This is a genomic window from Pseudomonas sp. EU05-FHT14B02, assembly GCF_058791055.1.
Genome location: NZ_JBYTDD010000003.1, coordinates 317,772 through 341,720, shown reverse-complemented (window position 1 = coordinate 341,720; position 23,949 = coordinate 317,772). Strand labels below are relative to the sequence as shown.

Genomic DNA, 23,949 nt, shown 5'->3' with positions numbered 1-23,949 from the left:
GCGTCCCCTAGGGGACTCGAACCCCTGTTACCGCCGTGAAAGGGCGGTGTCCTAGGCCACTAGACGAAGGGGACACACGTACAACATTCACTCCCTGCTTCGTTTCGCTGTGTGCTTTACGCTGCAAGTGGCGCGCATTCTATGGATGGATTGAGAGGTCGTCAACCCCCTGATATAAATTTATTTAAATCAATGACTTCGCCCTGCTTTTGGGAGCCATTGCGGTTTTTCCGCTGCCCGACGTTTGGCGCCTATATTCTGGCACCCGCCAAGACGTTATAGTCCATCCGATGATGGCAATCTGAGTATCGAGTGCCATCATTCATAGAAGCGGGGCTCCGGCCGATATAAGAACAAGCATGTCCGATCCAACCCGTCGTGCGGAACTGGGGGGCTCAAATGCCAAGCTACTCAACTCGCATGCGTAACCTATAAAGAGGTCTTACCGGTGACGCCACTCATGATCACCCTGCTAGTCGTAGCCGGGATCGCACTGTTGATCGCCATTGGCTACATGAACCATGTGGTGGAAAACAACAAGCTGGAAAAGGCCCGTACCAAGATTGAGCTCAACGATCGCCTGCGACGCTGCGGCGAAATCACCGAGACGTTCCCCGGCCAGCTGATGACCCCGGCCCTCAAGCTGCTGTTGGCCCGCCTGGAACTGAACGTCTGCCAGCGCCTGCTTAACCTGGAAAAATCCAGCGCCAACCTCAAGGCACGGATCGCCGAACTGGAGGCCCTTGTCGGCCAGGGTGAATCCATCCCGGTCAACAATCCGCCGGCACCGATCCAGACTGAAGCCAAGGCCAAAGATGTACGCTTCCTGCTCGAAGCCCTGCACGGCCAGGTTACCCGCGCGGCACAGGACGGCTTCCTGCCCCCCAACGAAGCCAAGCGCTGGATTCGTGAAGTGCGCCACATCCTGGTGCTGCTGCACATCGAGTTCTTCAACAACCTCGGCCAGCACTCCCTGCAACAGAACCAGCCCGGGCAGGCCCGCCTGGCATTCGAACGTGGCGTGCAATACCTGCGCAAACAGCAGGAACCACAGGTCTATGCCGAGCAACTGGAGTACCTGGAAAAACTCCTGGCCCGGGCCAACGACCAGGTCATGGATCGCATCGCGCCGGTCGAAGGCGAGGTCAACCAGTTGACCGAAGGCCTCAAGGACGTCGAGGTTGACGCGGACTGGAAGAAGAAAGCGATCTACGACTGATCATCGAAAAACACTGTAGGAGCGAGCTTGCTCGCGATGGACTCCAGAGCGCCGCGTTCAGCCAGTAAACGCGCGTTATCTTTTGCGACCATCGCGAGCATGCTCGCTCCTACAGGAAGCTTTAACCGAGAGGTGGCTTTTTTAGCTTGGCCGAAGATCATTTCAAAGCCTGAAATGCCCCACCATCCCCTTCAGTTCAACCCCCAGTTGCGCCAGCTGAATACTCGACGCGGCATTGCCCTGCATCGCCAGCGATGACTGATCGGCACTGGCGCGAATACTGGTGACACTGCGGTTGATCTCCTCGGCCACCGAGCTCTGTTCCTCGGCCGCTGCGGCAATCTGCTGGTTCATCTGCTGGATCAACGACACAGCCGCCGCAATGCTTCCCAGCGCACTCTCGGTCTGCAAGGCATCGCTGACCGCCAGCTTCACCAACTCGCCACTGCTCTGGATCTGCTGCACCGACGACTGCGCCGCCGAGCGCAAGGCGCTGACCAGGCGTTCGATTTCCTCGGTCGATTGTTGGGTTCGCTTGGCCAGCGCACGCACTTCATCGGCCACCACTGCAAAGCCCCTGCCCTGCTCACCGGCCCGGGCCGCCTCGATCGCCGCGTTCAACGCCAGCAGATTGGTTTGCTCCGCCACGCTTTTGATCACGCTCAAGACCGTGCCGATGTTCTGGATTTCCGCACTCAGGCTTTCGATGCTCGAACTGGCCGATGTGGCCGAGTCCGCCAACTGTTCGATCCGCGCCATGCTCTGGCGCACCACCTGCTGACCACTTTCAACCTTGCCATCAGCGGTTTGCGCGGCCAGCGCAGCTTCCTCTGCATTACGCGCGACGTCATGCACCGTAGCCGTCATCTGATTCATTGCGGTGGCGACCTGTTCGGTTTCCTCCTTCTGCGTGCTGACTTCGAGATTGGTCTGTTCAGTCACCGCCGACAACGATTGGGCGGATGTCGCCAACTGCTCGATACCCGATTGCAAGCCGCTGACTATATGGCTGAGCCCCGCGCCCATTTGTTGCATGGCCTGCATCAACTGGCCGATTTCGTCACGGCGAGTCACCTCAATGGTCGCACTCAAATCCCCCGAGGCAATCTGCTGTGCCACCTGAATAACACGCCGCAGCGGTGCCACAATCAACCGGGTGATGAACCACGCGGCAACCAACCCAACCAGCAAGGCCAGGGCGGAAGAGCCAATGATCAGCAGCGAGTTCTTTTTCAGTTCAGCCTGCATCGCCAGGTCTTGCGCGACATAAGCCTGATCCACCCGCTCGACCACTTGGGCTGCGCGCTGGTGTAATTGTTGATAGACGGTTTTTTCCTGGTCCAGCAGGCCGGTGTACTCGGCAAGCTTGTCACTGAAACTGACGATATGACCCATCACCTCATTGAGAACGGTCTGGTAACCCTCGTCCTTGACCGTAGTCTTGAGCTGCTCGGCCTGGGTCAATGCCTGGCTGGCCTGTTCGATCTTGCCCTGCCCCGCGCTGTCGTCGCCTTTGCGGCTTTGATCCAGACGCACGCGCGCCTCATTCATGGCTTGCAGCATCAGGCGTGAAACCTGGCTGACCTGGCTGGCCTGCTCGATGAATTGTGAACCGTCCTTGCCTTCGGAGTCTTTCAGCGTATAGGCGCCGTCATCGGCGAGCCCGGATTGCAATACATCAAGGTTATTGGCCACGCTGGACACCGACCAACTGGCCATTTCCAACGCCAGGTCCTTGGCCTGGGTGAGTGAGACAAACTCGTCGAAGGCCTTGCGATAGGCTCCCAAGGACTGTTCGACATCATTCATCACCGGCACGTTGACCGCAGACGCAGCCTTGAGCTGGCCGGCCAGGGCGATCAAGCCATCGACGCCCTCGTGCAGGGCATCGACGGTTTTCGGATTGCCGTGCAAGGCGTACTCCTGCTCCAGTAGTCGTACCTTGAGCAAACCGCTGTTGAGCGATGACATCTGCTTGAGCCCATCGAAGCGCTGGCTGATGGTTTGCAGGGACCAAACGCCAATGCCCGCCACCAGCGCAGTCAACAACAGCACCAGGACAAACCCGACACCCAGTTTTTTCGCCATACCTAGGTTGGCAAAACGTCCTTGCACGGCCGAATTCATTGCTCTTAGTCCCCTGCCAAAGTCTGTAGACGCAGATTCGCAACGGGCCAGTGGCAACACAAGGCTCTGGCTCCGGAATAATGGCAAAAAGCTACGCCAACGTCGTTTTCAGAACGCTTGAGGTCGATCCCGGGCAGTGGCCTGAAAGAACGCCCGGGCACGCGGATCGCAGGCATATGTCACGTTGATACGCTGCCAGTCACTGGCCTCACCCGAAGGGTTGAAGGCGGTCTTCGATGACAGCAATACACCCAGGCGCCGTGCCTGGGTTCGCAGCTGATCGTAGTCGGACATTCGTGATCGCGCCCAGATGAACAGGCCTCCCGCCGGCTTGCCGAAAACTTCCCACTCGGCATCTTCGAGCAATTGCAGCACCACCAGCCGGTCGCTGCTCAAGCGTTGGCGCTGACGCTGTACCAGTTTGCGATAGGCACCGTTAGCCAACAGACACGCCAGCACCGATTCGCAAAATCGCGAGGCGCCCATGCCACTGATCATCTTGACCTCGGCCAGACGTGTAATGACTTCGGCACCGGCCACAACGAAACCGACCCGCAAGGAACTGCTGAGTGTCTTGGAAAAGCTGCCCACGTAAATCACGTTGTCGTCCAGCGCAGCCAGTCGCATACCGGAGCCGCTGTGCAAATCCGCATAAACGTCGTCTTCGATCACTTGCACGCCGAAGGCCCCGGCCAGTTGCAGCACGCGGCGCGCCACCACCGGTGCAAGGCTGCTGCCCGTCGGGTTGTGATAGAAGCTATTGATGAACAGCCCTTGGGGCCGGTGTTTGACCAGCGCCGACTCGAGCACCTCCACGTCCGGCCCACGCGGTGTTCGCGGTATCTCGACCATGCGGATGGCGTGTAGCCTGAGCAGATCGAACAACACCGGATAACCGGGACTCTCCACGACCACACAGTCACCGGCCTTGAACAGCGTCCGCACAATCAGGTCGAGCCCCTGACTGGCACCCGCCGTGGTCATGATCCGGTTGTCCTTTGCCCGGATATCCAATTGCCTGAGGTGCTTGAGGATCTGTTGTCGCAAGGCTGGCAAACCCAATGGCGTGCTGTAGTTGAACAGGCTGGCCGTGTCGGTACGACTGACTTGCCGAATCGCGTAAGTCAGATCGTCTGTCTCGCGCCAGCTTTCAGGCAGCCCGCCACAGCCCAGCCTCAACTCACTCGAAAAAGTCCCTTGATCGGGCTCCGCCCCCTCGAACCACACCGGCTCGTGCTTTGTGCCTGTGGCCAATGCCGGATCGGCAACCGCATAGCCGGTTCCATGACCTGACACCAGCATTCCCTGTGTCACCAGACGTTCACAAGCCTGAGCGACGCTTAACTGACTGAGCAAATTGATCCGCGCGATCTGTCGCACCGAAGGCAGGCGCGTACCGGGTGATACCCCGCTGGAATGAAGCCAGCAGGTCAGCGCGTCAACAATTTGCTGTACGACGGGCACCAGCGCCTGTCGGTCGATTCTCAATTCCATGAGCAAGCAAACTCCTGTTGATTTTGCGATTAGCAGTTAATCACAGGCGTGCTCGAAGACTTGTGCGACAACGCCGCCAAAACCATTCGATCTAATCATTTGATACACATTGCCTGGGCCTTTAGCGGAACCAAAAAACCTGTGGGAGCGAGCTTGCTCGCTCCCACAGGTTCGCAGCGTGTCTGGTATTGGTGTGTCGTGTTAAAACGCGGTAACGCCACCGTCCACGGCCAATGAATGCCCCGTGGTGAATGCCGCGCCATCGCTGCACAGGTACAGCACCGCGCTGGCGATCTCTTCGACCTTGCCGATGCGACCGACCGGATGCATGGCGTTGGCGAACTCGCCTTTTTTCGGGTCTGCTTCATAAGCGCGGCGGAACATATCCGTGTCGATCACCGCCGGACACACGGCGTTGACCCGGATTTTCTTCTTGGCATATTCGATGGCCGCCGACTTGGTCAGGCCGATCACCGCATGTTTAGAGGCTGCGTAGATGCTCATTTTCGGCGCCGCCCCAAGGCCGGCCACCGATGCCGTATTGACGATCGCGCCGCCCCCTTGCGCCAGCAGCAGCGGCAACTGGTATTTCATGCACAGCCAGACACCTTTGACGTTGACGCCCATGATCGCGTCGAACTCGTCGAGCGTACCTTCGGCCAACTTGCCCTTCTCGATTTCGATGCCGGCATTGTTGAAGGCATAGTCGAGACGACCGTAAGAATTGATCACCTCCTCCATCAGATTTTTTACATCGCTTTCCAGAGTAACGTTGCAGCGCACGAAGGTCGCTTCGCCACCACCAGTACGAATCAGCGCCACCGTCCCCTCGCCGCCTGCCACGTCCATATCGGCAACTATTACCTTCAGGCCCTCGGCGGCAAATGCCTGGGCGGTCGCGCGGCCAATACCGGCCGCCCCGCCTGTCACCACGACCACCTGGCCGGAAAACGTCATGCTCATTTTGTTGTGTCCTCGAAAAGAAGAATGCGGGGAATCGCGTAGGACCAGTCTAGCCATGGAGGTCTTGAACACGGCAGCACTATCAAGGCTCCGGTTGGGCGCCCATGAGTTGCAGTGATGGAACCGCCGTACCAACTATCACTGCATTGGATCAACCTGCATTCGCCGCATCAGCCGAACTTGCAGCATCGTCGCTGACCGGCTATCAACAAAGCTTCATTCAACTTGAGTGCCTGCCATGACCTCCCAGACCAATCGCCAATTCCTGCTCGCCAAACGTCCGGTTGGCGCGGCGACCCGCGAGACATTCACCTACCAGGAAGTACCGGTCGGCGAGCCGGCGGCGGGTCAGATACTGGTCGAAAACCAATACCTGTCCCTGGATCCGGCCATGCGTGGATGGATGAACGAGGGCAAGTCCTACATCCCGCCGGTCGGGCTCGGCGAAGTCATGCGCGCCTTGGGTGTGGGCAAAGTCATTGCGTCGAACAACCCAGGGTTCGCGGTCGGGGATTACGTCAACGGCGCCCTGGGTGTGCAGGACTTCTTCCTCGGCGAACCGCGAGGCTTCTACAAGGTCGATCCGAAACTGGCACCGCTGCCACGTTACTTATCCGCGTTGGGCATGACCGGGATGACGGCGTACTTCGCTCTGCTCGACGTCGGCGCTCCGAAGGCCGGTGACACCGTGGTGCTGTCGGGCGCGGCGGGCGCCGTGGGCAGCATTGCCGGGCAGATCGCCAAGATCAAAGGGTGCCGGGTGGTTGGCATTGCCGGTGGCGCCGACAAGTGCAAGTTCCTGATCGAAGAACTGGGTTTCGATGGCGCTATCGATTACAAGAGCGAAGATGTCCTCGCCGGCCTCAAACGCGAGTGCCCGAAGGGCGTCGACGTGTATTTCGATAACGTGGGTGGCGACATTCTCGACGCGGTGTTGAGCCGCCTGAACATGAAGGCGCGGGTGGTGATTTGCGGTGCCATCAGCCAGTACAACAACAAGGAAGCGGTCAAGGGACCGGCCAATTACCTGTCACTGCTGGTCAACCGCGCGCGCATGGAAGGTTTTGTGGTGATGGACTACGCCGCCCAATACGCCAGCGCCGCCCAGGAAATGGCCGGCTGGATGGCCAAGGGGCAACTCAAGAGCAAGGAAGATATTGTCGAAGGACTGGAGACTTTCCCGGAGACGCTGATGAAATTGTTCAGCGGCGAGAACTTCGGGAAGCTGGTGTTAAAGGTCTAACCCGATATTTGAACTCACCCAAAAACCACTGTGGGAGCGAGCTTGCTCGCGATAGCGGAGTGTCAGGCAACATTGATGTCACTGATCCTCCCCCATCGCGAGCAAGCTCGCTCCTACAGGTTTAGCGTTGTTTAAGCCAGTTCAGCCACGACCGACGCCAATGCCTTGGCTGGATCCGCCGCCTGGCTGATCGGACGGCCGATCACCAGATAGTCGGAACCGGCATCCAGCGCCTGACGTGGCGTCAGAATGCGGCGCTGATCGTCCTGGGCGCTGCCCGCCGGACGAATCCCCGGAGTCACCAGTTGCAGCGACGGATGCGCCGTTTTCAGTGCCTGGGCTTCGAGGGCCGAGCACACAAGGCCGTCCATCCCGGCTTTTTCCGCCAGGGCGGCCAGGCGCAACACCTGCTCCTGGGGCTCGATGTCCAGGCCGATGCCCGCCAGGTCTTCACGCTCCATGCTGGTCAACACGGTCACGCCGATCAGCAGTGGTTTAGGACCGGTGCGCTGATCCAGCACTTCACGGCACGCAGCCATCATGCGCAGGCCGCCGGAGCAATGCACGTTAACCATCCACACGCCCATTTCCGCAGCCGCCTTGACGGCCATCGCGGTGGTGTTCGGGATGTCGTGGAACTTGAGGTCCAGGAACACTTCGAAACCCTTGTCGCGCAGGGTGCCGACGATTTCCGAGGCGCAGCTGGTGAACAGTTCCTTGCCGACTTTGACCCGGCACAGCTTCGGGTCCAACTGATCGGCCAGCTTCAGTGCGGCGTCACGGGTAGGGAAATCCAGGGCGACGATGATGGGAGTCTGGCAGGCGGACATGAGTGGGCTCTCAGGCAAGTCGAAATCGGCGCGCATTGTAGCGGAACCAGCGCCGCTGCGGGACCCGATGATCGGTAAATCGTCGCGACGACTCAGGCAAGACTAGCCCTTGGGGCCATTGTGTCGAGTTCGATACACACACGACACGCCCGCAACACCCTGACCCGTTACCCTCGGCAACCGCAACGGGTCCCTGCAACAGCACTTCCCGCCTCAGGGCCGGCGATCTTCACCTCGTGCCTGGGTCGTGCTCCAGTCGATCAACAGGCTGTAGGCCACCGCCAGCAATGTCGGGCCGATGAACAGGCCGATAAAACCAAAGGCAATCAGCCCGCCAAACACCCCAAGCAGCACAATGACCAGCGGCAGGTTGCCGCCACGGCTGATCAAGTACGGTTTGAGCACGTTGTCGACACCGCTGATGATGAATGTGCCCCAGATCCCGAGGAATATGGCCATCCCGTACTCGCCTTTCCAGACCAGCCACGCGGTCGCCGGAATCCACACCAGCGGCGGGCCCATCGGGATCAGGCTGAGCATGAACGTCACGATGCCAAGCACCAGCGCACCCGGTACGCCGGCAATCAGGAACCCGATCAGTGCCAGGATCGCCTGGGCCGCCGCAGTGCCGATCACGCCGTTCACCACCCGCTGTACCGTGCCTGCCACCAGTTCAATGTAGTAGCCGGCCCGTTGACCGATCAGTCGCTCCAGCAGTGTGTGTACAAATGCCGCCAGGCGCGGCCCGTCACGATAGAAAAAGAACACGAAGACGACGCTCAGGGTCAGTTCGAGAATACCGCCGCCGATCTGCGCGCTGCGCGCCAGCAACCAGTTACCCACCTGCCCCAGATAAGGCTTGAGCGACACCATCATCGCCGCGCCCTGCTCATCGATGCTGTTCCAGATCCCCATCAGCCGCCCGCCCACCAGGGGAATCGAACCCAGCCACAGCGGCGCTTCGGGAAGTCCCTCAACCTGTGCATCCTTGATGAATGCCGTGGCATCGCGCACATGATCGGCAAGGTTGAAACCCAGCCACACCAAGGGTGCCGCTACCAACACCATCCAGCCCAGCGTCAGCAATGCCGCCGCCAGCGACTCGCGGCCATTGAGCCAACGGGTCAGCAAGCGCATCAGCGGCCAACTGGCAAACGCCAGGACCGCGCCCCAGAACATCGCCGACCAGAACGGCGCCATCACCCAGAAGCTCGCGCCGAACAACGCCACGAGCAGGATCTGCACCAACAGGCGATCGTTATTGATCATCAAAAGTCTCGAAAAGTCAGTCAGCAAAAGAGTAGGCGAACGCGACGTACGCGCTCGCCCGGTACAGCCTAGCGCAATAGCTCGATGTGCAGGCCAGAGCCTTCGACACTGCCGGTTTCCATCCGCGCGGCACGCACGCCCTGGCCAATCAGGGCCTGACGCCAGGCTTCGGCGTTCGCTCCGGAAATGCTGACCCGCAAGGTGGTATCCAGATTCAGTCCGCGAGAAATCAAACGGAGCCAGGTCTCGTCAGGTGCGCTGTTCAACGTGGCAAAATCGAGTTCGCCGGTGCTCTTGAGTTCACGCAGCAAGGTCGCGGAGGTCGGTAACAACTCGCCCAGCGGTGTCGAAGCCTCGAACTGTTCGACATGCAGGTAGGCTTTGCGATTACCTCGGGTGATGCTGTACAGCGCAACGAGCGTGTTGTCCCTTGGAGCGGCAAGTCGCAGCAACAAATAGGCTTGCTGATCGTCGGCACCATACAGCTTGGCGTTGCCAAAGACCTGGTTGGCCCAGAGGCTGCTTTCACCGCAATCACGCGCCTGGCACCAGAAGAGCAACCCGGCGTCCTGCTGTTGCAAAGCCTCGCGGGCAGCGGTGAACGCCTCGATGGATGAATGCTCCGAGGGTATTTCGTAGGTCACCGAAGTGACGTTGCCGCGGGCACTGACCTGGCCGTCGAATCGTAACTGGCCACTGATTTTACGGATCGAGCCCAACGGGTAGATCCGCTCCAGTTCGGCAGCGGGGCGATAGTCGACAATCTGGGCGTCGACCATGCGCGGCACTATCGGCAGGTCCTGACTGCCCGGAACATCGGCGGCGAATAACAAGGGACTGAAACTGCACAGCACCAGCAAACTGAATGAACGCATGGATAGACTCATCGGATCAGCATGGCCTGGGCGCCCTTGATAATACTGGCTTCATCGGCGCGTTTCGGTACTTGCAGGCCACGCTGCACCGCCGGCCGGTCCTCCATGGTTGCCATCCACCGTTGCAACGCCGTCAAGCCCTCCACTGAGACACCCGACCACTCGTAGCCGCGCACCCAGGGAAAGGTAGCAATATCGGCAATGCTGTACTGATCGGCGAGGAACTCCACGCTTTGCAACCGCGTGTCGAGCACTTCGTAGAGGCGACGGGTTTCATGCTGATACCGGTCGATGGCACCCTGGAGCTTTTCCGGAAAGTAGCGGAAGAACACGTTGGCCTGGCCCTGCATCGGGCCGATGCCCCCCATCTGGAACATCAGCCACTGCAACACCAGCGAACGCCCCTTCGGGTCCGACGGCATCAGTTTGCCGGTCTGTTCAGCGAGGTAAATCAGGATGGCGCCTGACTCGAACACGGCGAAATCGCCATTGGCGCGGTCGACAATCGCCGGAATCCGGCCATTGGGGTTGATCTTGAGGAAGTCCGCGGACTTCTGCTCCTTTTTGTCAAAACTCAAGGCATGCACCGTGTAGGGCAGGCCGAGTTCCTCGAGCACGATAGAGACCTTGTGGCCATTCGGGGTCGCAGCGGTGTAGAGATCTATCATGGTTGTCTCCCTTTTCAACCCGCCAAGCCTCGACAGTTGCCCGGCGCAAGTCAAGGAATGGCGAAAAACCGATTGAAACAGCCTGCGACAAGATCGGCACCAGACTCATCATTGAGGTGCAAATGGTGGCCGCCTGGCAGCTGTTCCCGGCTAAAGGGTAGACGCTCCAGCAACTCTGGGTGTTTGGCGAGCATGCCGTCGGCGGCAACCACCAGTGTTGCAGGACACTTGACCCGCTGGACGAAGGCCATGGCCTGTTCGGTAGTAAGGCGCAGCGGCGATGGCAGCGTAAGGCGATTGTCGGTGCGCCAGGTGTAACCGCCCGGCACCGGCATCAGGCCACGCTGCGCCAGCAGTTCTGCAGCCTCGCGGCTGACCGCCACCAGGCCCTTCATACGCGCTTCGACGGCTCGGTCGAGGGTGTCGTAGACGGGTTTGCGCTTTTCCCGCAGATCCAGTTGCGCCTGCAGGGCCATGCCCATGCGCTCGGCAGCGTTTTCACCTTTGTCTGTAGGAGGAATGATGCCGTCGATCAACGCCAGGTGGGTGACCCGCTCGGGCATCGACCCGGCGATGATCAACGAAGCAATGGCGCCCATCGAATGCCCCATCAGCGCAAACCTGCGCAGTCCAAGCTGCTCGGCCACTTGCAGCACATCGTGGGCATAATCCCACATGGCGTAACCGGCTCCCGGCGGGCGATGCCCGGAATGACCGTGACCGGCCATGTCCAGCGCGATGATGCGCAGGCCTTTGAGTTTGGGTGCCAGGCGGGCAAAGCTGTTGGCGTTGTCCAGCCAGCCATGCAGGGCAATCACCGGCAAACCGTCTTCAGGACCGAACAGGTGCGCCGCCAGTTCGATGTGCGGCAGGCTCAGGCGGACCTCTTCGACGACGTGGTTCATGCGCAATCCTGTTGTCGACGGCCGCCCCAACGGCAGAACAGGCCTTTGAGCATGTCAGCGGTATCAAGGGGACGTTCGAGCGGAAACATGTGGCCGCCAGGCATGGTCAAGGACTCGCCCAGTGGCAGGCGGTCGACCGAACTGGCGTGATGGCGCATCACCACGCGGCTGTTGTGCCCGCGTACCACCGCCAGCGGCACTTGCAACTGCCGGGTGCTGCCCGGGCTGGTGTGCGGCACACCGCGATAGATGCTGATTTCCGTGGCAGGGTCGAACCGCAGGCGCAACTTGTCGCCGACCTGATGCAAGCCGTGTTGCAGGTAGGCATCGAAACATTCCGGGTCGAAGCCACGAAACAGGGTTTTTCCGGCGAAATACTTCCGGGCGCTTTCCAGGTCGGCGAATTCTTCACGGCGGCCCAAGGTGCGCCCGGCCGGGGTCAAGCGGTCGATGAAACCAAAGCGTTTGGCCGCCCGTATGACCCATTGATCGGTCCGGGTCAGCACTGGCGAGTCGAGCATCACGACCCCGCGATACAACTCGGGGCAACGCAAGGCCGCATGCAGGTGCAACACGCCACCGAAGGAGTGACCGACGCCCCACACGGGTTCGGCCTGTTGTTGCAGGTGATGGATCAGCTCATCCACCAGGTTGTACCAATTGTCGTCCGCCGGGAAACGCGGGTCGTGGGCGTGCTGCTCCAGATGCGTCACCTGAAACTCGGGTGCCAGCGCCGCAAACAACTTGCCGTAGGTCCCCGAAGGAAAACCATTGGCGTGGGCGAAAAAGATCTGTTGCGACATACCTGCAAATCCATGAGCGAGAACAGGCGTAGATTGTCCGCAAGACCGCGTCCTACAGCAATGACCGTAACTGACAGGAATGATGACAGTCTGGTCAAAGCTATGGTTTTGGTTCAACGCGCCGGCGGATTCTCACCCAAGGGCACCACTGCCATGGTCAGTCGCGATACACAGCTGGCCTTGCCCTCATCGCTGGTCAACCGAATATCCCAGACATGGGTCGTGCGGCCGATGTGAATCGGCTTGGCCACCGCCGTCACCCGTCCGCTGCGCAGGCCGCGCAAATGGTTGGCGTTGATTTCCAGGCCCACGCAATAGAATTTGGTGGCATCGATGCACAGGTAGCTGGCCATTGAGCCGACCGATTCGGCCAGCACCACCGAGGCACCGCCATGCAGCAAGCCGTAAGGCTGATGGGTGCGGTGATCGACGACCATGCTGGCGGTCAGGGACTCATCGTCAAAAGCTTCGAAACGGATGTCCAGCACTTCGCCGATGGTGTTTTTCTGGATTGCGTTCAACTGCTCGATGTTCGGGGTGGTGCGCCACAGGCTCATCGCAGAGTTTCCTCGTTGGTTTTGTTCGTGGATCAATCCTGCCACAGCACCGCTTCGCTGCGCTCGCTCCATTCCTCAAAGCGTTCACCGTAAGCCGCTTCGATCACGTTGCGCTTGATCTTCAGGGTCGGGGTAAGAAAGCCGTTTTCCACAGCCCAACTGTCCTTGACCACCACCAGGCGCCGAAGTTGTTCATGCTTGTCGAGGGCACCATTGACCTCTTCCAGCAGTTTTTCCAGGCTCGAATGCAAACCGGCGCGCGCGGCCCCGCCGGCATCCTGCTGGCCGACCGCCGACAACACGCACAACCCCAGCGGCGCACTCAAGCCATCGCCCACCACGCAGACCTGTTCGATGCGCGAATGCACGGCCAGGCGATTTTCAATCGGTGCCGGGGCCACGTACTTGCCTTTGCTGGTCTTGAAGATTTCCTTCAGGCGCCCGGTCAGACGCAGATTGCCTTCGGCGTCCTCCTCGCCCTTGTCGCCGGTACGCAGGAAGCCGTCCTCGGTAATGGTGTCGGCGGTTTTTTCCGGTTCCTTGTAATACCCGAGCATGGTCGCACCACTGCGCACCATGACCTCCCCCGTCTCGGCGATCCGCACTTCGACTTCCGGACACGGTTTGCCGATCCATCCCGGTTTGTTCTGGCCCGGCATGCCGATGTGGGAGTAGCCGCAACTCTCGGTCATGCCGTAGACCTCCAGCACATCCAGCCCCAGTTTGCGGTACCACTGCAACAAGGTCTGCGGCACCGGAGCCGCACCGGACAACGCGATGCGCAACGCATCCAGCCCCAACCCGGCGAGGACTTTATGCCCGACACGTTTGCCGATGATGGGCAGGCCGAGCAGGAAGTCCAGGCGTTTTGCCGGGATCTTGCTGTACACGCCCATCTGGAATTTGGTCCAGATACGCGGCACCCCAAACAGTGCGGTCGGGCGCGCACGCTGCAGGTCGGAGAGGAAGGTGTCGAGGCTCTCGGCGAAAAACACCGTTTGGCCAGTATAGATCGACGCCAGTTCGACGAACATCCGCTCGGCAACGTGGCACAGTGGCAGGTACGACAACAACCGGTCCGACTCGTTGAGACCGAACAGCGCAGTGCCGCGGGTGGTGGCGAACCCCAGATTGCCGAAGCTGTGCATCACGCCCTTGGGCATGCCCGTGGTGCCGGATGTGTAAATGATGGTCGCCAATTGATCAGCGGAGGGTTTGGGATTGTCCTGGATGGGCGAGCTGCGTTGCAGATCGTCCCAGCTGAAATCAAAGTCACCGGGAGGATGCAGGGGCAGGCTGATGGTCGGCAGGTCGGGGCTGACGCCACGGGACATGCCTGGCCAGTCGTCGAGTTTGCCGATGAATGCCAGCGCCGCCTCCGAATGTTCGAGTACCTGGGCAACGGTCTCGGCGGTGAGGTTGGGGTACAGCGGCACCGACACATGTCCGGCCATCCAGATCGCCAGGTCGGCAATGATCCAGTGCGCACAGTTCTTCGAGATCAGGGCGATATGGCTGCCTTGGGGCAGCTCCCGCGCTCGCAGCCAGTGGGCTGCGCAGCGTGCCTGATGACCGACGTCGGCCCAGGTCAAGTTCTCGACCTGGCCACCGCCGACAGGCTGGACCAGAAAGTGCTGGCGGGGATGACGGGCCTCACGCTCGTAGAAGACGTCCAGTGGCAAACGAAAAGCAGCAGACATGCGACTCGCTCCTGTGATTTTGGTCTGGAGCAAGCGTAGCCAACCAAGCAAGTGCTTGGTTGACTATTTCATACAAAAATATTCAAGAATGCTTGAGACTATTGAGCTTCATCGAACCGACCAGCAACTCACTATGCTCAAGCTCTGCCAGTCCAGCGGTGCTGACCTTTTCCGGTGGTCCCCCGGCGCCATGTTGCAGGTAACTCAGCAAGTTACCCACCAACGGGTTGTGACTGACCAAAAGGACGTTGCTCACCGATACCAGTTGCTCGGCCACTTTGTCCGGGTCGGTGTTCGGGGTCAGCCATTCGACGGTGCGGATCTCGGGCTCGAAGTCCAATGCCTCGCGCACCAGTTGCGCCGTCTGCTGTGCACGCAGGTAGGGGCTGGCATAGATCGCCGTCAGCGGCTCACCCATCAACCGTGCAGCGCTGCTCAACACTTCCTTGCGGCCGCGGTCGGTCAGTGCCCGTTCGGAATCGGGTCGCGCTCCATACGGCTCGGCTTCACCATGACGCAATACCCAGAGTTTCATAGCTTGGGTTCCTCATCTCGAGCCGGATGCGGTGCCGGTGCCACGACATGCGGCGCCTCACCTTCCGGCGTACGCGGCGTTGGCCAGTCGGCGAACGGCCAGGGCTTCTGGTCGCTGTGAAAGCTGCCGAAACGACCGATCTGCGCCAGAAACTGGCTCAGGCTGTCGCCGAAATTCATCAGGCTGGCGCTTGGGGCGCCATAGAACAAACGATAGATCAACTGCACCAGCACGACGGCGCCGAGGATGAACTGCGCCACTTGCCACACCAGCACGAAGACAATCATCCACAGCACCCGCAGCAGGATGGACTCGTATTTGGCTTCTACTTTTGGATCGTTCATGCGCAACTCCCTGCTTTCTGGCAAGTGTGATTAGTTGAAACCACTGGTGGAAATAAAGTCGACGTCGGTTTTCGGCTCGCCACGCATTAACAGACCGATGACCTGCTCCAGCGTGCGCCCCTCGAACAGGATCGCGTGCAGCCCGGCGACCAGCGGCATGTACACACCAACCTCCTGGGCCTTGGCCTTTAGCACTTTAAGGGTATTGACCCCTTCGGCGACTTCGCCCAGGCGCGTGACCGCCTCGTCCAGGCTCAGGCCCTGGCCGAGGGCGAAGCCGACCTGATAGTTGCGGCTCTTGGGCGACGAACAGGTCACGATCAGATCGCCCACGCCCGCCAGCCCCAGGAAGGTCATCGGGTTGGCGCCCTGATTCACCGCGAAACGGGTCATTTCCGCCAGAGCCCGGGTGATCAGCATGCTCTTGGTATTTTCCCCCATGCCCATTGCTACCGCCATGCCGGCGATGATCGCGTAGACATTTTTCAGCGCCCCGCCCAGTTCCACGCCGAAACGATCGGCGCTGGCGTACACACGAAAGGTGCGTCCGTGCAGCGCAGCCTGAACCTGCTGGCAGAGTTCTTCGTCTTCACTGGCGATCACCGTGGCGGTCAGCGCGTGCTCGGCGATTTCACGGGCCAGGTTGGGTCCGGACAGGACGCCGATGCGCGCCTGCGGGGCGATCTCTTCGAGGATCTCGCTCATTAACTTGAACGTGTGGGCTTCGATGCCTTTGGTCAGGCTCACCAGCATTTTGCCGGCCAAGCGTTCGGCGTGCGGCACCAGCACCGAGCGCAGTGCACTGGAGGGCAATGCGACGAAACACAGGTCGCAGGCGTCCAGGGTGGCTTGCAGGTCGGTGACCGGCGTGACGCCGGGCAGAATCTTGATGCCTTTGAGGTAACGCGGGTTTTCGCGATTGACCCGAATGGCCTCGGCCTGTTCGGGGTCACGCATCCACTGAAGGACCTGATGCCCGTTCTCGGCCAGCAGATTAGCCACGGCGGTTCCAAAACTTCCGCCTCCCAGGACCGCAATCGGGCGCTGTTCAGTCATATGCAATCCGTTAATCCATACCAATGGCGATGTCGGCATTATACGGGGCAGTCCATCGACGGCCAGCCCCGGCATCAAATACCTGCACCCGTAGGAAGAAGACCAATAAAACCGAGGAAAATGCAGACATCGTGAATGGAAAAGTCATTCGGCTCGGTTAACATGCGCGCCAACAATCACTGACAGGGATGTGTTGTGTCTCCGGGCGCTCCTTCACCGCATTCACCTCTGGTACTGGCGCTGATTTTCAGCTCACCGGCGCTGGCCGACGACTTGTTCCTGGACAGCGAACCACTGCCGCAAGTACTTACCGCCACGCGCCTGAAACAGTCGCCGGCTGCCGTGCCGGGAAGCATGACGGTGATCGACAGTGCCCTGATCCACGCCAGCGGTGCCCGTGACATCAGCGAACTGCTGCGCCTGGTGCCGGGGATGATGGTCGGCAACATCAACGGTAATCAGGCGACGGTGAACTACCACGGCACCAATGCGAATGAAGCGCGGCGCATGCAAGTGGTGATCGACGGGCGCTCGGTGTATCGCGCCGGCCTGGCCACCGTGGACTGGAGTGACATTCCGGTGGCCATGGAAGACATCGAGCGCATCGAAGTCTTTCGCGGACCGAATACCGTCAGCTACGGCGCCAACGCCTTGATGGCGGTGGTCAACATCATTACCCGCCGCCCGGCCGACAGTCACGGCACGCGAATGAAGGTCACCCGGGGCCAACGCGGCATCAACGACTTTTACGCCAGCCAGGGCCTGGGCTGGGAGGATGGTGACATGCGCCTGTCCCTGTCCGGCCAGCAAGACAACGGCTTCGACACCGACAGAACCGGCGCTGACTACCATGACAGTCGTCGCCTCGAGCGCTTCAACCTCACTGTCAGCCAGAGCCTCGACGAACGGCAAAGCCTCGATTGGCAGTTGAATGCCAAGGACGGCACCAACCAGCGGCCCTATACCTACCGGCCGGTGTTCCCGGGAATTACCCGCGCCGGCGACGACTCCGACGTCACTGCCAAGGACTACGCCGGGTCATTACGCTGGAATCTGGACGTCAATCCCGACCACAGCCTTTATATCCAGGGGTCGGCCCAACACTGGGATCGCCAGCAAACCTGGCGCGCCTGCGACGCAGAAGTTTCATTCAGCCCGCAACTGACCGAACTCTGGCAATTGAACCCGAACTACACCGAGCGCCTGGCCCGCAATATCACGCGTTTCATCGGCTCTGGTGCGCCGGCCGGCACGCCCGCCGAGCAGGCGCTGGCCAACCAGGTACTCGATCAATGGCGCAACGGCGCGAGCCAGACCGTTTGCGGTGACATCGACCAGAGCACCCGGGAATCGCGCTACGACCTCGAACTACAGGACACCCTCAGCCTTGCCGATAACCTGCGGCTGGTCAGCGGGATGAACTATCGTTACGACCGGGCGGATTCCGAGACCTACTTCAATGGCACTCTCGATGACAGGATCTGGCGAGCGTTCGGCCAGTTCGAGTGGCGTGCCACCGAACACTGGCTGCTGCAAGGCGGCGCCATGTTCGAGGACACCCGGTTGACCGGCAGCTCGCTGACACCTCGCATGGCGGTCAACTACCTGATCAACCCGCGCCACGGCTTGCGTGCAGTGTACTCCGAGGCCATCCGCTCACCGGACATGTTCGAGAACAACGTCAACTGGAGTTATCAGGTCACCAACCTCAAGCCCGGTGCGTTTGGCCAGTCCAGCGCCCGTTATTTCGTCAAGACCCGCGGCCCCGGCGACCTTGATCAAGAGCACATGCGCTCCCGGGAACTGGGCTACAACGGCTATTTTCCCGAACAGGGGCTGGCGCTCGACGTGAAGCTGTTCCACGACGAAATCACCGGCATGATCAGTGAGCCACTGCGCAACAATCAGTACATTGCCAGCAATGCCAACAAGGCGCGCTTTTCGGGGGTCGAAACCCAGCTCGACTGGCGTGTCGGCAGCCTCGATCGCCTGCGACTGACTTATGCCTACGTCGATACCGATGCCAGCAATCCGCTGGATGCCAGGCAGACTGCAAGTAACAGTGGTTCGGCCGGATGGCTGCGCGATTGGGGCCAAGGCTGGAACAGTGCGCTTTTCTATTATGGCGATGACGCCCTCAACGGCTACCGCTTCGAACGGGTCGATGCGCGCATCGCCAAACGTATCGCCTTGGGCAAAGCCAGCCTGGAACTGGCCGGGGTGCTCCAGCAACGGCTGGACAATCAGCCGACCACCTTCATCGACAATAATTATGACCAGCGCCAGGTGATGTATTTCAGCGCCGAGCTGGAGCTTTAAGATGCCGAATCGCCCGGCCTGCAGAATGCCGCCCCTGGGTCGGCTGCTGGTCATACTTTGCCTGCTGACAAGCGGCATGCTGGGCAGCCTGGCGAGTAACGCGGCCGACATTTTGCTCACGGGCGCCGAAGACAGCCCTGGTGTGCGGGCGTTTACCCAGGCCCTGAGCGAGTTGCGACCACGCGATAACGTACGCTTCCAGACGCTGGCAAAAATGCCGATACCGGACAAGCTGCCGGGAAACATCCGCTTGATACTGCTCGACCTGCCCAGCCTCGACTGGCGCCTGCAAAACGCCCAGGGCCCGGCGACGCTCGTACTGCGCATCAGCCGCCTGCAAGCCCGGCAACGCCTGAACAATACGTTGCCTGCGCGCCTTTGCCTGCTATGGAGCGATCCACCACTGGACCGCCAGTTGCGCTTGACCCGCACCTTGTTGCCACAAGCCAGACGCATCGGCGTGCTCTACGACGCCCACAGTGAATTCCTGTTGAATGAGCTGCGTCAGGCCGCCCTCCCCCTGGGTCTTGAAGTGGTCACCCAGCGCTGGGACAACATTCACGACAGTCGTCCGCTACAGGCCCTGCTGAAAAACAGCGACGTGTTGCTGGGCCTGGACGATGCCGACCTGTACAACCCGCAAACCGCAAAGAACCTGCTGCTGAGCAGCTACTCGCAGCAAATGGCGCTGATCGGGCCCAACGCCGGATTCGTCAAGGCCGGGAGCCTTGCCAGCACTTATAGCGATCAGAGCGATTGGCTGGCGATTCTCAATGAATTGCTCGACCAGCCACCGTCCACCTGGCCGCGCACGCATTACCCCCATCGATTCAAGGTCGCGAGCAATCCGCAGGTGGCGCGTTCGCTGGGTATCGAACAGATCAACGAAGCGTCTGTCGCCACCTTGCTGGCTGAAGGAGAACGCCTTCCATGAACTTGCGCCGTCGCTGGGACATCAACACTCGTACCCAACTCATCAGCCTCGGCCCTGCACTGCTGCTGACCTTGTTGCTGATCAGTTTCTTCACGTTTGTGCGCATCCAGGATCTGCGTCAGGAAATCTCCCACACTGGCCAGTTGATCGCCAATCAACTGGCTCCGGCCACCGAGTACGGCGTGATTTCGGGCAACATCGAAGTGCTTGAAACCTTGCTCAAGGCGACACTGGCTACGCCCAACGTGAGTTTTCTGGAAATCCAGGACAGTGCAAACCGGGTTCTGGTGTACATCGAACAACCGAGCGAACACCACAATCGCGCGCAACAGCTCGAAGTGTTCCAGGCACCGATACGGCTCCAGCGTATCGCATTGCACAATGATTTTTTCCAGAGCAGCAAAACCGCTACTGCCGCCCCCACCGAGGACTACCTCGGTCGGGTGATCGTCGGGCTGTCCAACGATGCCTTCAGCCGGCGCCAACAGGAAATCGTGCTCAAGGCCGCCATCCTGGCGCTGTTTGCCCTGCTGTTTACCTTCATTGTGGCCCGCCGCCTGGCGGGCAGCCTGTCGAAACCGATCCGTGATATCGGCAATGCGGTCAAGGCGATCCAGGACGGCGATTACAACACACCGCTGCCCATTGTCGACGACACCGAGCTGGGGGCGCTGTCGCAACACATCAACAACCTCGCCAGCGGTCTCGAACAGGCCAGCCGCGAACAGCATCAGGCCATGGCGCAGTTGATCCAGACCCGCGAAGAAGCAGAAAAAGCCAACAACGCCAAATCCGATTTCCTCGCCATGATGAGCCATGAACTGCGCACGCCGATGAATGGCGTACTGGGTATGCTGCAGCTACTGGAAACCACCGACATGACCGAGGAGCAGGTGGAGTACGCGGCGCTGGCCTCTGAGTCCACCGAACACTTGCTCAAGGTCATCAACGACATCCTGGATTTCTCGCGGATCGAACGTTCAGAGCTGGAACTGGAGCACATTGCGTTCAACCTCACCGAGCTGATCGGCAGTTGCGCCCAGTCGTTCCAGCACAGCGCCGCGCAACGCGGTCTGGACCTGCAACTGATGATCCCCGACGATATGCGCGGTTTGCAGGTCAAGGGCGACCCGACGCGTATCCGTCAGATACTGGTCAACCTGGTCGGCAATGCGCTGAAGTTCACGGAGCAGGGCCGCGTCACGATCGAGGCGCAGTGGCAGTCGCTGGACCACGAGTTGCTGTGGTTTACCTGCACCGTGCGCGACAGCGGCATCGGCATCTCGGCGCAAAGCCTGGAATTGATGTTCAACGCTTTCCAGCAGGCCGACAGTTCTATTTCAAGACGCTACGGAGGTACAGGGCTGGGACTGCCGATTGCCCGCACCCTGGCCGAACGCATGGGCGGCACCTTGCGCGCGCAGAGTGAGGAAGGCCGCGGTTCTGTGTTCACCCTGGAAATTCCCCTGGCACTGCACCAGCAGACACAACCGCTGCTCCCCCCTCGCGCGCAATCGCGCAACAGCAACGGCGAAGGACGCAATGTGTTGTTGGTCGAAGACAACCCGGTCAACCAGACCGTCATCGAAGCCATGTTGCGCAGCCTGGGATTCAAGGTCAGTGTCGCTGCCGACGGCGCGCAGGCGGTACGCAGCGCCGAGAGCCTGATCTTCGAAGCGATCCTGATGGATTGCCGCTTGCCGATCATCGATGGCTATGAAGCCACCCGACAAATACGCAAGCTACCCGGTTGCACCGACCTGCCGATCATCGCCCTGACCGCCAACGCCTTGCAGGGCGACCGCGAAGCCTGCCTGTCGGCGGGGATGAACGATTACCTGGCCAAGCCGTTCAAACGGACTGATCTGCAGCAAATTCTGCAGCGATGGGTGCAGTAGAACAGGCCTTTCGACCATCTGTGACTGGCGTGAAAGGCGAAAGTGCGGCAGTCTTAGGCACCTCGACAGGCCCGAAAAGGGGCTTGAATAATAATTTCAGTGCACAAGTGTACATTCATGTCCTTGGTGCTGTGACTTTCACCACAACGCAATAGTCTATGAGTAGGCTGCCGGTTCGAGGCATGAACGCTTCGATCGGTCGGGAAGATTTGCCCCACCTGCCGCATGGGACTATTGAGGAGCTCGCATGACCAAACAAAACGCCTTTACCCGGGAAGATCTGCTGCGCTGCAGTCGCGGTGAGCTGTTCGGCCCAGGTAACGCGCAACTGCCCGCCCCGAACATGCTGATGGTTGATCGCATCACCCTGATCAGCGAAGAAGGTGGCAAGTACGGCAAAGGTGAATTGGTCGCCGAGCTGGATATCAATCCGGACCTGTGGTTCTTCGCCTGCCACTTCGAAGGCGATCCCGTGATGCCGGGCTGCCTGGGCCTCGACGCCATGTGGCAACTGGTCGGCTTCTTCCTGGGCTGGCAAGGCCTGCCGGGCCGTGGCCGTGCGCTGGGTTCGGGCGAAGTGAAATTCTTCGGCCAGGTCCTGCCGACCGCCAAGAAAGTCACCTATAACATTCATATCAAGCGCGTCCTCAAGGGCAAGCTGAACCTGGCCATCGCCGACGGTTCGGTCACTGTCGACGGTCGCGAAATCTACACCGCCGAAGGCCTTCGGGTCGGCGTGTTCACCTCCACTGACAACTTCTAAGGGTTATCCGCATGCGCCGCGTCGTTATCACTGGTCTGGGCATCGTTTCTTGCCTGGGCAATGACAAAGAGACCGTCTCCGCTAACCTGCGTGCAAGCCGCCCTGGCATCCGGTTCAACCCGGAATATGCCGAAATGGGTCTGCGTAGCCAGGTTTCCGGCTCCATTGACCTCAACCTTGAAGAACTGATCGATCGCAAGATCTATCGCTTCGTCGGCCACGCGGCAGCTTATGCCTACCTGGCCATGAAAGACGCCATCACTGACTCCGGCCTGACCGAAGAGCAGGTTTCCAACCCGCGTACCGGCCTGATCGCCGGTTCCGGTGGCGCATCGACCTTGAACCAGATGGAAGCGCTGGACATCCTGCGCGAGAAAGGCGTCAAGCGCGTCGGCCCATACCGCGTAACGCGGACCATGAGCAGCACCGTTTCCGCTTGCCTGGCCACTCCGTTCAAGATCAAGGGCCTGAACTACTCCATCGCTTCTGCCTGCGCCACCAGTGCTCACTGCATCGGTACCGCCATGGAACAGATCCAGATGGGCAAGCAGGACATCGTCTTCGCCGGCGGCGGTGAAGAAGAGCACTGGAGCCAGTCGTTCCTGTTCGACGCCATGGGCGCTCTGTCCAGCAAGCGCAACGACACCCCGGAAAAAGCTTCCCGCGCCTATGACGCTGACCGTGATGGTTTCGTTATCGCTGGCGGTGGCGGCATGGTCGTGGTTGAAGAGCTGGAACACGCTCTGGCCCGCGGCGCGAAGATCTACGCGGAAATCGTTGGCTACGGCGCGACCTCCGACGGTTACGACATGGTTGCCCCGAGCGGCGAAGGCGCGATCCGCTGCATGCAGCAGGCGCTGTCCACCGTCAACACCCCGATCGACTACCTGAACACCCACGGCACTTCGACCCCGGTCGGCGACGTCGCGGAAATGAAAGGCGTGCGTGAAGTGTTCGGCGACAAGGCTCCGGCCATCAGCTCCACCAAGAGCCTGTCGGGTCACTCCCTGGGCGCTGCCGGCGTTCACGAAGCGATCTACTGCATGCTGATGATGGAAGGCAACTTCATTGCCGGCTCCGCCAACATCGACGAGCTGGATCCTGAAGTGGCCGACCTGCCGGTACTGACCAAGACCCGCGAAAACGCCACCATCAACACCGTGATGAGCAACAGCTTCGGCTTCGGTGGCACCAACGCCACTTTGGTACTGAAGCGCTGGGAAGGTAAGTAATTTCCCGCTGCTGAGTCGCACATGAAAACGCCCCGACTGGTTCGGGGCGTTTTTTTTGCCTCAAAGAATTCGACACCACAACCATTGTGGGAGCGAGCTTGCTCGCGATGAGGGAGTCTGCTGTCTGACCCACCGCCATCGCGAGCAAGTTCGCTCCCACAGTTTCAGTGCTCGACACTGGATTTGTGGTGCCTTCAACATGAAACGTTTGTCAT

The 23,949-nt window shown here is 60.2% G+C and carries 21 protein-coding genes, 1 tRNA gene and 1 pseudogene; 7 read left to right on the top strand and 16 right to left on the bottom strand.

Features of this window, described 5'->3' with window-relative positions:
• Position 1: 1 nt before the first annotated feature.
• A tRNA-Glu gene (locus AC3WTM_RS05340) sits at positions 2 to 74 on the bottom strand.
• 386 nt (positions 75 to 460) lie between these two features.
• Between AC3WTM_RS05340 and AC3WTM_RS05335 the strand changes: the two genes are divergently transcribed.
• Positions 461 to 1,219, top strand: a complete 759-nt coding sequence (locus AC3WTM_RS05335) for a hypothetical protein (protein WP_102669921.1) — start codon at positions 461 to 463, stop codon at positions 1,217 to 1,219.
• Positions 1,220 to 1,381: 162 nt separating this feature from the next.
• Here the strand turns inward: AC3WTM_RS05335 and AC3WTM_RS05330 are convergent, their stop codons facing one another.
• The 4 genes and pseudogenes from AC3WTM_RS05330 to AC3WTM_RS05315 all read right to left on the bottom strand — a co-directional run bounded on the left by AC3WTM_RS05330 (position 1,382) and on the right by AC3WTM_RS05315 (position 5,803).
• Entirely contained in the window at positions 1,382 to 2,245 is an 864-nt protein-coding gene (locus AC3WTM_RS05330; protein ID WP_404940405.1) for a methyl-accepting chemotaxis protein, read from the bottom strand.
• Positions 2,243 to 2,467 (bottom strand): annotated as a pseudogene (locus AC3WTM_RS05325) (HAMP domain-containing protein); the annotation flags it as partial. The pseudogene AC3WTM_RS05325 and the gene AC3WTM_RS05330, both read right to left, overlap by 3 nt.
• A gap of 987 nt (positions 2,468 to 3,454) precedes the next feature.
• The gene (locus AC3WTM_RS05320) at positions 3,455 to 4,840 is read right to left on the bottom strand and encodes an aminotransferase-like domain-containing protein (protein WP_102669923.1); all 1,386 of its coding nucleotides are present in this window, start codon (positions 4,838 to 4,840) and stop codon (positions 3,455 to 3,457) included.
• A gap of 201 nt (positions 4,841 to 5,041) precedes the next feature.
• Positions 5,042 to 5,803: an SDR family oxidoreductase gene (locus AC3WTM_RS05315; RefSeq protein WP_102669924.1), complete on the bottom strand. Its 762-nt coding sequence runs from the start codon at positions 5,801 to 5,803 to the stop codon at positions 5,042 to 5,044.
• Between the two features lie 238 nt (positions 5,804 to 6,041).
• On the opposite strand from AC3WTM_RS05315, the gene AC3WTM_RS05310 reads away from it, so the two are divergent.
• Complete coding sequence (locus AC3WTM_RS05310) at positions 6,042 to 7,046, top strand: NADP-dependent oxidoreductase (RefSeq protein ID WP_102669925.1); 1,005 nt, start codon at positions 6,042 to 6,044, stop codon at positions 7,044 to 7,046.
• Positions 7,047 to 7,177: 131 nt separating this feature from the next.
• Here the strand turns inward: AC3WTM_RS05310 and pyrF are convergent, their stop codons facing one another.
• From pyrF to AC3WTM_RS05255, 11 genes are all read right to left on the bottom strand, one after another.
• A complete protein-coding gene (gene pyrF / locus AC3WTM_RS05305) occupies positions 7,178 to 7,876 on the bottom strand; it encodes an orotidine-5'-phosphate decarboxylase (protein WP_173677935.1) in 699 nt (232 codons plus the stop codon).
• 213 nt (positions 7,877 to 8,089) lie between these two features.
• Positions 8,090 to 9,145 carry an AI-2E family transporter gene (locus tag AC3WTM_RS05300; RefSeq protein ID WP_102669927.1) on the bottom strand — a complete coding sequence of 352 codons (1,056 nt, stop codon included), beginning with the start codon at positions 9,143 to 9,145 and terminating at the stop codon, positions 8,090 to 8,092.
• A gap of 68 nt (positions 9,146 to 9,213) precedes the next feature.
• Positions 9,214 to 10,020 carry a DUF4892 domain-containing protein gene (locus tag AC3WTM_RS05295; RefSeq protein WP_102669928.1) on the bottom strand — a complete coding sequence of 269 codons (807 nt, stop codon included), beginning with the start codon at positions 10,018 to 10,020 and terminating at the stop codon, positions 9,214 to 9,216.
• 8 nt (positions 10,021 to 10,028) lie between these two features.
• Positions 10,029 to 10,688 carry a glutathione S-transferase family protein gene (locus AC3WTM_RS05290; protein WP_090457264.1) on the bottom strand — a complete coding sequence of 220 codons (660 nt, stop codon included), beginning with the start codon at positions 10,686 to 10,688 and terminating at the stop codon, positions 10,029 to 10,031.
• A gap of 50 nt (positions 10,689 to 10,738) precedes the next feature.
• Positions 10,739 to 11,593, bottom strand: a complete 855-nt coding sequence (locus AC3WTM_RS05285; protein WP_102669929.1) for an alpha/beta hydrolase — start codon at positions 11,591 to 11,593, stop codon at positions 10,739 to 10,741.
• Positions 11,590 to 12,396 carry an alpha/beta fold hydrolase gene (locus tag AC3WTM_RS05280; protein WP_102669930.1) on the bottom strand — a complete coding sequence of 269 codons (807 nt, stop codon included), beginning with the start codon at positions 12,394 to 12,396 and terminating at the stop codon, positions 11,590 to 11,592. The genes AC3WTM_RS05285 and AC3WTM_RS05280 overlap by 4 nt, the downstream gene beginning before the upstream one ends.
• 113 nt (positions 12,397 to 12,509) lie before the next feature.
• Positions 12,510 to 12,953 (bottom strand): hotdog fold thioesterase, encoded by a 444-nt coding sequence (locus AC3WTM_RS05275; protein WP_102669931.1) that lies wholly within the window; start codon positions 12,951 to 12,953, stop codon positions 12,510 to 12,512.
• A gap of 32 nt (positions 12,954 to 12,985) precedes the next feature.
• On the bottom strand, positions 12,986 to 14,653 hold the full coding sequence (locus AC3WTM_RS05270) for an AMP-binding protein (RefSeq protein WP_102669932.1): 1,668 nt from the start codon (positions 14,651 to 14,653) through the stop codon (positions 12,986 to 12,988).
• 82 nt (positions 14,654 to 14,735) lie between these two features.
• On the bottom strand, positions 14,736 to 15,188 hold the full coding sequence (sixA, locus tag AC3WTM_RS05265; RefSeq protein WP_102669933.1) for a phosphohistidine phosphatase SixA: 453 nt from the start codon (positions 15,186 to 15,188) through the stop codon (positions 14,736 to 14,738).
• Positions 15,185 to 15,532 (bottom strand): DUF4389 domain-containing protein, encoded by a 348-nt coding sequence (locus AC3WTM_RS05260; RefSeq protein WP_007974561.1) that lies wholly within the window; start codon positions 15,530 to 15,532, stop codon positions 15,185 to 15,187. The genes sixA and AC3WTM_RS05260 overlap by 4 nt, the downstream gene beginning before the upstream one ends.
• A gap of 30 nt (positions 15,533 to 15,562) precedes the next feature.
• Positions 15,563 to 16,588, bottom strand: a complete 1,026-nt coding sequence (locus AC3WTM_RS05255; protein ID WP_102669934.1) for an NAD(P)H-dependent glycerol-3-phosphate dehydrogenase — start codon at positions 16,586 to 16,588, stop codon at positions 15,563 to 15,565.
• A 195-nt stretch (positions 16,589 to 16,783) separates the two neighbouring features.
• Here AC3WTM_RS05255 and AC3WTM_RS05250 point away from each other — a divergent pair, with 195 nt between their 5' ends.
• The 5 genes from AC3WTM_RS05250 (at position 16,784) to fabB (ending at position 23,734) form a co-directional block, all read left to right on the top strand.
• Positions 16,784 to 18,907 (top strand): TonB-dependent receptor plug domain-containing protein, encoded by a 2,124-nt coding sequence (locus AC3WTM_RS05250; protein WP_102669935.1) that lies wholly within the window; start codon positions 16,784 to 16,786, stop codon positions 18,905 to 18,907.
• 1 nt (position 18,908) lies between these two features.
• Entirely contained in the window at positions 18,909 to 19,841 is a 933-nt protein-coding gene (locus AC3WTM_RS05245) for an ABC transporter substrate-binding protein (RefSeq protein WP_102669936.1), read from the top strand.
• Positions 19,838 to 21,739 (top strand): ATP-binding protein, encoded by a 1,902-nt coding sequence (locus AC3WTM_RS05240; RefSeq protein WP_102669937.1) that lies wholly within the window; start codon positions 19,838 to 19,840, stop codon positions 21,737 to 21,739. Before AC3WTM_RS05245 ends, AC3WTM_RS05240 begins: the two co-directional genes overlap by 4 nt.
• 247 nt (positions 21,740 to 21,986) lie before the next feature.
• Positions 21,987 to 22,502: a 3-hydroxyacyl-[acyl-carrier-protein] dehydratase FabA gene (gene fabA, locus AC3WTM_RS05235; RefSeq protein ID WP_003227150.1), complete on the top strand. Its 516-nt coding sequence runs from the start codon at positions 21,987 to 21,989 to the stop codon at positions 22,500 to 22,502.
• Positions 22,503 to 22,513: 11 nt separating this feature from the next.
• A complete protein-coding gene (gene fabB, locus AC3WTM_RS05230; protein ID WP_102669938.1) occupies positions 22,514 to 23,734 on the top strand; it encodes a beta-ketoacyl-ACP synthase I in 1,221 nt (406 codons plus the stop codon).
• The last annotated feature ends 215 nt before the right edge of the window (positions 23,735 to 23,949 follow it).

Excerpts from the sequence above, each read along its gene's own strand:
- AC3WTM_RS05335 (WP_102669921.1), top strand. The coding sequence starts at position 461 with ATGATCACCCTGCTAGTCGTAGCCGGGATCGCACTGTTGATCGCCATT.
- AC3WTM_RS05330 (WP_404940405.1), bottom strand. The coding sequence starts at position 2,245 with ATGGGCGCGGGGCTCAGCCATATAGTCAGCGGCTTGCAATCGGGTATC.
- AC3WTM_RS05320 (WP_102669923.1), bottom strand. The coding sequence starts at position 4,840 with ATGGAATTGAGAATCGACCGACAGGCGCTGGTGCCCGTCGTACAGCAA.
- AC3WTM_RS05315 (WP_102669924.1), bottom strand. The coding sequence starts at position 5,803 with ATGAGCATGACGTTTTCCGGCCAGGTGGTCGTGGTGACAGGCGGGGCG.
- AC3WTM_RS05310 (WP_102669925.1), top strand. The coding sequence starts at position 6,042 with ATGACCTCCCAGACCAATCGCCAATTCCTGCTCGCCAAACGTCCGGTT.
- pyrF (WP_173677935.1), bottom strand. The coding sequence starts at position 7,876 with ATGTCCGCCTGCCAGACTCCCATCATCGTCGCCCTGGATTTCCCTACC.
- AC3WTM_RS05300 (WP_102669927.1), bottom strand. The coding sequence starts at position 9,145 with ATGATCAATAACGATCGCCTGTTGGTGCAGATCCTGCTCGTGGCGTTG.
- AC3WTM_RS05295 (WP_102669928.1), bottom strand. The coding sequence starts at position 10,020 with ATGCGTTCATTCAGTTTGCTGGTGCTGTGCAGTTTCAGTCCCTTGTTA.
- AC3WTM_RS05290 (WP_090457264.1), bottom strand. The coding sequence starts at position 10,688 with ATGATAGATCTCTACACCGCTGCGACCCCGAATGGCCACAAGGTCTCT.
- AC3WTM_RS05285 (WP_102669929.1), bottom strand. The coding sequence starts at position 11,593 with ATGAACCACGTCGTCGAAGAGGTCCGCCTGAGCCTGCCGCACATCGAA.
- AC3WTM_RS05280 (WP_102669930.1), bottom strand. The coding sequence starts at position 12,396 with ATGTCGCAACAGATCTTTTTCGCCCACGCCAATGGTTTTCCTTCGGGG.
- AC3WTM_RS05275 (WP_102669931.1), bottom strand. The coding sequence starts at position 12,953 with ATGAGCCTGTGGCGCACCACCCCGAACATCGAGCAGTTGAACGCAATC.
- AC3WTM_RS05270 (WP_102669932.1), bottom strand. The coding sequence starts at position 14,653 with ATGTCTGCTGCTTTTCGTTTGCCACTGGACGTCTTCTACGAGCGTGAG.
- sixA (WP_102669933.1), bottom strand. The coding sequence starts at position 15,188 with ATGAAACTCTGGGTATTGCGTCATGGTGAAGCCGAGCCGTATGGAGCG.
- AC3WTM_RS05260 (WP_007974561.1), bottom strand. The coding sequence starts at position 15,532 with ATGAACGATCCAAAAGTAGAAGCCAAATACGAGTCCATCCTGCTGCGG.
- AC3WTM_RS05255 (WP_102669934.1), bottom strand. The coding sequence starts at position 16,588 with ATGACTGAACAGCGCCCGATTGCGGTCCTGGGAGGCGGAAGTTTTGGA.
- AC3WTM_RS05245 (WP_102669936.1), top strand. The coding sequence starts at position 18,909 with ATGCCGAATCGCCCGGCCTGCAGAATGCCGCCCCTGGGTCGGCTGCTG.
- AC3WTM_RS05240 (WP_102669937.1), top strand. The coding sequence starts at position 19,838 with ATGAACTTGCGCCGTCGCTGGGACATCAACACTCGTACCCAACTCATC.
- fabA (WP_003227150.1), top strand. The coding sequence starts at position 21,987 with ATGACCAAACAAAACGCCTTTACCCGGGAAGATCTGCTGCGCTGCAGT.
- fabB (WP_102669938.1), top strand. The coding sequence starts at position 22,514 with ATGCGCCGCGTCGTTATCACTGGTCTGGGCATCGTTTCTTGCCTGGGC.